The sequence below is a fragment of the Streptomyces sp. RP5T genome (genome assembly GCF_003933965.1).
In the GTDB taxonomy this organism is placed as follows: Bacteria; Actinomycetota; Actinomycetes; order Streptomycetales; family Streptomycetaceae; genus Streptomyces.
In genome coordinates, this window is record NZ_RSAJ01000444.1 from 1 (window position 1) to 6,957 (window position 6,957).

Consider the following 6,957-nt stretch of genomic DNA (forward strand, 5'->3'; position numbering starts at 1 on the left):
TCCTTGGAGCGGGCGAGGTCGAACGCGGGGAGGGGGGATGTGGAGGGCATGATTGCTCCTTTCCAGCTTCACCTAACGGTGTTAGGTGTTCATCGACTGTAGGCTAACACCGTTAATCCGGGAAGGTGGACAGCTGATTCCGGACAAGCGGACACCCGGGTAGACAGGTGCCGACGGTGAGGAGGCGGCATGGAAGCGCAGGCCAGACGGATTCCCAACGCGCGCGGCGAGGGCGAGCGGCTACGGCAGGAGATCCTGGACGCGGCCACGCGCATCCTGGAGGAGACAGGCCGCGAGGACGCGCTGTCCGTGCGCGCAGTCGCCCGCGAGGTCGGAATCTCCGCGCCCAGCGTCTACCTGCACTTCAAGAACAAGACCGACCTGGTCACGACGGTGCTTGACGCCGCCTACCGCACCCTGGCGGCAGCGATGGCCGAGGCGGGCGCGGCAGCTGCCCGGGACGGCGCGAGTCCATGGGAACAGCTGACGGCCACGGTCGGCGTCTATCGCAGGTTCGCCGTCGACAAACCCCGCCGCTACCGGCTGATGTTCAGCCTCGCTTACGAGCCACGACACCAGCCGCTTACTGAGCCTGAACCCGCCGGCACTGTGCACCAGGCATGGGCCGCTGCCGTGGACACCTATCTCGCCGCCGTCAGCCCCGACCACCGCGCCGACGCGGAGATCCTCGGCGTCCACCTGTGGGCCGCCCTCCACGGCCAACTGGCCCTGTGGCGCGCCATCCCCAACCGCCACACAGGCGACGAGGACATCCTGATCGAACTGGAGGAATCCCTCCTGCGGCGGCTGCTGCCCGGAGCGCAGGCACACTGAGCGCGACGCCCCTCCGGCAAGCGCCGGGCCCCGCAGCTGTGACCTTCAGAGCTGCACGACGCTGAATCTTCAGCGGTATCCGGCGTGCAAGAAGGGTGTCCGGTCCGGCGAAGCAGATGCTCACCGGCCCGGACGCAGTGCACCTACAGTGCGAGGTGCTCGCGGAGCTTGCCGGGCCAGGCGGGAAGCGCCCCCGACGGACAGGCCGAGGGTGAGGAACCGGCTCACCCTCAATTGGGTAGAGCTCAGCCAGGACACCCAAACCGGAGCTGTCCACGCGCTCCAAAGCCCCCACAGGCCCTCACGCTCCACGGCCTCACCATCACCGCACGCCTGCTCGGCCAACTGGCCAGCCAGCACCCCTGCGCACGACACCCCTCCAGGTCAGTCACCGCTGAAGATTCGAGGCTGTGAAGCCCTGAAGGTCACACCTGGAGGGTTCGCGCAGCCCCCGACATCGAGGGCGTCAAGCGCGTCTTCCTCACCAACACCCACGAGAAGGGCACGCGTCGCCTACTGAAAGCCTCAGCCGACGACCAGACCCGAGGTGCCGTGCAGGACCTCACCTACACCTACGATCTCGCCGGCAACGTCAGGGGCATCTCCGACAGCGCCAACATCGGAACCGGCGCGGACACCCAGTGCTTCACCAACGACACATATGGCCGTCTCAGCGAAGCCTGGACTCCCAAAACAGCCGACTGCGCGACCTCTGGCCGCACCACGACGAATCTCGGCGGTCCGGCCCCGTACTGGACCAGCTACACCTACACCGCTTCCGGTCAACGCAAGACCGAGAAGAAGAACACAGCCACCCCAGTCACCAACACATACTGCTACGACACCGCCCGCACCCACGCACTGGCCGCCACCACAACCACGGGCTCCTGCACCGGGGTCGCCAAGCAGTACACCTACGACGACACGGGCAACACGACGTCACGCGTCAAGAGCGCCGGTGCTACCACCTCCCAAACCCTGGCCTGGAACGAAGAAGGCAGACTCAGCCGCCTGACCGACGACGCGTCGGCCACCTCCACGAACTATCTCTATGACGCCGACGGTGAGTTGCTCATCCGACGCGACAATGCCCCCAGCGGTGAGACCGTCCTCTACCTCGGCAACACAGAAGTCCACCTCACGACCGGCAAGAAGTGGGCCAACCGCTACTACCAGGCGGCCGGCGCCACCATCGCCCTGCGCACCAACGAATCCGGTACCGAAAAGCTGAGCTTCCTCGCCGGTGACCAGCACGGCACCAGCACCGTCTCCGTCACCAGTGACGCCAACCAGGCTCTGACCAAGCGCTACAGCACACCCTTCGGCACGGGCCGCGGCGCCACGACCGGCGTATGGCCCGACGACAAGGGCTTCCTCGGCATGAGCGCCGACGCCGGCACCGGGCTGACGCATATCAGAGCGCGTGAGTACGACCCCAGCACCGGTCAGTTCATCAGAACGCGTACGGACCGGTGTCCAGGGGCCGGTTGCGGAACGCGGCGACTTGCTCGTCCAGGTGCTTGGCCATCGCACTGACCTGGGACTTCGACAGCTGGGTGACCCCAAGAGACTCGGCAAGCTTCTCGACCCGGCGCGTGCTGACGCCCAGCAGATAGGCGGTGGCCACCACCGAGATCAGGGCCTGCTCGGCCCGGCGGCGCCGTTCGAGGAGCCAGTGCGGGAAGTAGCTGCCCTGGCGCAGCTTGGGGACTAGCAGATCCGGACTCGCCGCGGCCAGGTTGTCCTCGGCGAGGGCGTGCAGGGGCAGACTGTCAGGTGCGGTCATCGTGCTGATCTCCTGCGACACTTCGAAGATCAGCCGGTGGCCGTTCATCTATGCGGGCACCATCCCGATGCCGGAGCAAACCCCCACATCAGGTCGAACCCGTACACCACTTCCCTGGACGCAACCCGCGCCGAAAAGGTCGACGCCCACGCTGATCTGCGGAAATGGTTACGCGGCAGACGCATCAGAGTACGGATCGCAACGGCATCGAGTCCAGCGAGCGATTGGGGCGCCGTGTCATCGAGAGGACGATGTCCTGGCTGTCCGGCTACCGACGTCTGAGCCCTCGCTACGAGCGCACCCCCCGCAACTACCTGGCCTTTCTCGAACTCGCCGCGGCCCTGTGCTGCTACAAGCGACTCGTTCGCCTCACCACATAGGACCCGGTGTTTAAAACGCTCGCCGGCCGGGCCTACCAGGCAGCTGACGCCACCGTCCACACCCTTTACCCTCATCACGAACAGTCCAAGCACTCCCGGCGGCGCGCCCGGGGCGAGCGCGCCTTCTCACAGCTGGAGGTCTGGCGACTGTTACGGCGAGCAAGACGTTCAAATCGGCATATCGGCACCGTCGTACAAGCCATCCGCACATTCTTGAGCTACGAATATTCAGGATTCATGAGGGTTCCGCGGGAATGGAATCGCAACAAACCTTGATGGGTGCAGAATACTTTTGGCAATTGGCCGCACGCTGACTGACCTGTCCCGTTGAATGTTCCAGCTTCCGTAAAATGACGCCAGAGCAAGCGCGGCCTCAGTGACAGCGAATTTGTCTCCGACGCACTTTGTCGCTCCAAGACCAAACGGGATAAATGTCCCTCGTGATGCTGACGGCTTAGACTGGTGCCCTGGAAGCCAGCGAGTCGGATCAAACTTTTCCGGGTTCACGTAGTGGTCGTCTCGGCGATGAAGTATATATGGACTGTAGATGACGGTACTTCCCGCATCTATTGACCTGCCCGCCACAACGATGTCCTTGGTTACGGTCCTGGGCTGAATGAACGCAGGTGGATAGAGTCGCAGAGCCTCCTGCACTACAGCATTAGCATATGGAAGGTTCGGCAAGTCTTCCCATCCTGCAGACTTCCCTGCCAGAACACTGTCAGATTCTCTCTGGAGAAGCTGTTGCGTCGAGGGGTTTTCACCAAGCAGATATAGACACCAGGTCAGGGCTATGCTTGTGGTTTTAATGCCAGCAAGAATCAATACGGCGACATGGTCGGACAATTCACTGTCAGTGAGCGGTTGTCCCGAAATGGTGCGATGCTCCAACAAACCGGCCAATAGATTGCCGGAGTCTTCCAAGTCTTCACGTTGTCGCGATATCAGGCTGTTTGCGTAGAAGCGCCAACGCTCAATAGCTTTTGCGTATCGGCGATTTCCCGCAGTGGGGAGCCTAGTCCAGAACGGAACCACCTGACGGAACAGAATGCCATCCGCCCAGATAGAGAATATTTCTCTGAGTTCATCTATAGCGTCCGATTTAAGTTCCGCATCAAAAAGCGTTCGGAGGGTGACGTTTGCGCTCAGCTTAAACATCTCATCGCCTATTTCGATGCGCCGCCCGGGGAGCCATCCCTTAGTGAGCGATGAAATTTCCTGCTGCATCACCTTGGCGTATTCGCGCAAGTAATCGCGACGGAACATCGGTTGCACGAGACGGCGCTGCCAATGATGTTCTGCGTTAGGCGCTGACGGCAAGCCATTCCCCAGGGAGTCGCGAACACGATCCCAAACCTTGCCACTTCGATCGAAAGTCTGAAAATCTACGAGCACCTGTCTTGTCAGCTCGGCATTACAAAGAACAAATGCCGACCTCGTTCCCAGCTTGATTTCAACGATGTCCCCAATATCAGGCAGCGCGTCGAGGAAGTTGAGGAATTGCGACTGCATCTGGGGAAGGTGCCCTAAAATCGGCCAGGCGTGAGGTGCGCAACCAGCACGCAGGCCAGTGAGAGATGAGGCGATTTCGGTTCTATTCATTTGCTGATCTCCATTTCCCTTTCGGCGTTGAACGGTACTGGACGATCATGCACCGCCGACGTCTCTCCGGATGCCGAACAGTCGAATAGCGTCAAAACCGGTGTTTAGGCGCTTCCGTATCCATAACGCATCGGATCATTTTTGGGTTCACCCCACGTTCCCCGATCCCGACCCCGACTCCACGGACGTGCGCTACAAGAGGGTGGACACCTTCGTCTTCGTTGCCGTGCGTTGTCAACGAGCACCCGGGCTGGTGCTGCTTTGGGCGGACGATCACCTGGTGCTCACTGAAGTCGACCTCGAGTGTCACGCCTGGGGCAGGTGCACACCCAAGTTTGCCGGGTGACGCTCGAGTGTTCGTCCTTCGCCATGTCCCCCAGAAAGGCTTGAAGTCGCGGTGCCATTGCCAGCCCGGTTGGTGTGGCTCGTGAGATGCCTGCCGCCGACTCGCCGGGCTGCCTACGTCACCAAGTAAGCCAGCAGCCTCTGTGCCCGGTACTACCTACTGCGAACGCACCTAAAGAGCCTCCGGCACATCCGTTGCCCCTACCACCGGCCTACGATCAAACCGACCTATCCTAAGCCAAGGCCACCAGCGGATTCAGCGAACTACCGGTAAGGGAGCCGCGTTAGAAATCTATTCACCGCCCCGGCGATGCACCTCGGCCAGTCGACGCACTGCGATCAGCACTCGCAGCGGGCCGCGTGGCCGAGGGCGAGTTGCTTCGCTCTGGAGAGGCAGGATTGGCTTGCTGTCCAGACACGGACGGCGCCTCCTGTCCGGGCGGGAGCAGTGAGGTTGCGGACGAGCCGACTGGGTTCTGGGTAGGGCTCGCGGAAGTCGGCGGACTCGGTTGGCGGTACGCAGGCGGCAGTTCATACCCAGGGGGCGGCGGTTCATACGCAGGGGGCGCAACCCCCAACCCCTCCTGCTGAGCACGCCTCTCAGCTTGGCTTTGAGCGAGCGCCCGGAATGACTGTAGCGCTGACTGCAGCGCCTCACCATTGTGTGCAGCCGGCACTTCTCCCTGTCGCGGCTGCTGGGCGCGCCTCTGAGCTTGGTGTTGAGCGAGCGCCCCAAATGACTGTAGCGCTGACTGCAGCGCCTGACGGTCACTGGATCCTCCGTCCCCGCCCGGGTTCTGATCGGCTGGCATGGCTACTCCCCTTCTCAGTTGCTTAGTCACCGAAAGTTCGGTGCGCTATACATTGACCCTTGTCAGAACGGCCACCGATCGGGTGGCACCGGGAGCCAGGGCCGGGACCAGCATGACGCCAACCTCCCTGCTGAGGAACGTCGTCGACATCTACCACGACGTTATCCTCACGATGCGCTGCAAGAAGCTCACTGCTACAACTCTTCTGCATGCCAAACGGTTCACTGAAGGACGAGAGTCGAAGCATCTTGAACCGTTCCGGGTTCGATAGGGACTCGATCATTTGAGAGGATCGAGTCATGGCACGCCCTTCCCCTTACCCCCTTGAGCTGCGCAAACGTGCAGTCCGCATGGTCGCCGAGGTACGGCCCGAGTACGAGACCGAGTGGTCCGCGATGAAGGCGGTCGCCGCCAAGCTGGGGATCGGGACGACCGAGACGCTGCACAAGTGGGTCCGCCAGGACCAGATCAACAACGGAGCCCGGCCGGGGACGACGACAGAGGAGTCCGCGCAGGTCAAGGCGATGAAGAAGGAAATCGCCGAACTCAGGCGGGCGAATGAGATCTTGAAGGCGGCGGCGAGTTTCTTCGCGGCCGAGCTCGACCGGCCACACACGCGCTCGTAGCGTTCATCGACGAGCACCGGGACCGCTTCGGCGGTGTCGAGCCGATCTGCGGCGTGCTCACCCAGCACGGCTGCAAGATCGCCCCTTCCACCTACTACGCCTGCAAGAAACGCCAGGTGGCGCCCTCACCCCGGTCCGTGCGGGACGACGGGCTCAAGGAACAGATCAAGGAGGTCTACGAGGCCAACTACCGTGTCTATGGCGCGAGGAAGGTCTGGCGGCAGCTGAACCGCCAGGGCCAGAAAGCGGCCCGCTGCACGGTCGAGCGTCTGATGCGCGAGATCGGCATCGCCGGCGCCGTCCGCGGCAAGAAGGTCATCACAACCCTGCCGGACCCGGCGGCAGCCAGGGCCCCGGACCTGCTCGACCGCGACTTCGTCGCACCGGCGCCGAACCGGACCTGGGCCGCCGACTTCACGCACGTTGTCGGCGTACTCGTGAAGGTGGCTCTGGCAAGATTTTCGTAGACGGAGATCATCTGGGTGCCGTGGTCGGCCGGTCCGCGTAACGGCGGCGGAGGTGGGCGATCAGGACGACGCGGTGGCGCAGGAGCGGAACGCCGGCGCGTCCTG

Annotated in this window: 5 protein-coding genes and 3 pseudogenes; 6 read left to right on the top strand and 2 right to left on the bottom strand. The window is 62.8% G+C overall.

The window, feature by feature from the left end; translation table 11 throughout:
• Positions 1 to 189 precede the first annotated feature (189 nt).
• Positions 190 to 834, top strand: coding sequence for a TetR/AcrR family transcriptional regulator (locus EHS43_RS32860; RefSeq protein ID WP_125194318.1), 645 nt, complete (start codon positions 190 to 192; stop codon positions 832 to 834).
• 552 nt (positions 835 to 1,386) lie between these two features.
• On the top strand, positions 1,387 to 2,370 hold the full coding sequence (locus EHS43_RS32865) for a hypothetical protein (protein ID WP_185806518.1): 984 nt from the start codon (positions 1,387 to 1,389) through the stop codon (positions 2,368 to 2,370).
• Here EHS43_RS32865 and EHS43_RS32870 read toward each other — a convergent pair.
• A pseudogene (locus EHS43_RS32870) lies at positions 2,291 to 2,620 on the bottom strand (transposase); the annotation flags it as partial. The gene EHS43_RS32865 and the pseudogene EHS43_RS32870 sit on opposite strands and share 80 nt — an antisense overlap.
• Positions 2,621 to 2,817: 197 nt before the next feature.
• Here EHS43_RS32870 and EHS43_RS32875 point away from each other — a divergent pair.
• Together EHS43_RS32875 and EHS43_RS48235 are read left to right on the top strand one after the other, a co-directional pair.
• A pseudogene (locus EHS43_RS32875) lies at positions 2,818 to 3,000 on the top strand (IS5/IS1182 family transposase); the annotation flags it as partial.
• 18 nt (positions 3,001 to 3,018) lie between these two features.
• A pseudogene (locus EHS43_RS48235) lies at positions 3,019 to 3,276 on the top strand (hypothetical protein); the annotation flags it as partial.
• On the opposite strand, the gene EHS43_RS32880 reads toward EHS43_RS48235, so the two are convergent.
• A complete protein-coding gene (locus EHS43_RS32880) occupies positions 3,229 to 4,602 on the bottom strand; it encodes a cytochrome P450 (protein WP_125194319.1) in 1,374 nt (457 codons plus the stop codon). The pseudogene EHS43_RS48235 and the gene EHS43_RS32880 sit on opposite strands and share 48 nt — an antisense overlap.
• 1,456 nt (positions 4,603 to 6,058) lie before the next feature.
• Here EHS43_RS32880 and EHS43_RS32885 point away from each other — a divergent pair.
• Both EHS43_RS32885 and EHS43_RS32890 read left to right on the top strand, forming a co-directional pair.
• The gene (locus EHS43_RS32885) at positions 6,059 to 6,385 is read left to right on the top strand and encodes a transposase (RefSeq protein WP_125194320.1); all 327 of its coding nucleotides are present in this window, start codon (positions 6,059 to 6,061) and stop codon (positions 6,383 to 6,385) included.
• 53 nt (positions 6,386 to 6,438) lie between these two features.
• Positions 6,439 to 6,852, top strand: a complete 414-nt coding sequence (locus EHS43_RS32890; protein WP_185806519.1) for an IS3 family transposase — start codon at positions 6,439 to 6,441, stop codon at positions 6,850 to 6,852.
• Positions 6,853 to 6,957: the final 105 nt, after the last annotated feature.

Coding starts and splice junctions, on each gene's coding strand:
- EHS43_RS32880 (WP_125194319.1), bottom strand. CDS start 4,602: ATGAATAGAACCGAAATCGCCTCATCTCTCACTGGCCTGCGTGCTGGT.
- EHS43_RS32885 (WP_125194320.1), top strand. CDS start 6,059: ATGGCACGCCCTTCCCCTTACCCCCTTGAGCTGCGCAAACGTGCAGTC.
- EHS43_RS32860 (WP_125194318.1), top strand. CDS start 190: ATGGAAGCGCAGGCCAGACGGATTCCCAACGCGCGCGGCGAGGGCGAG.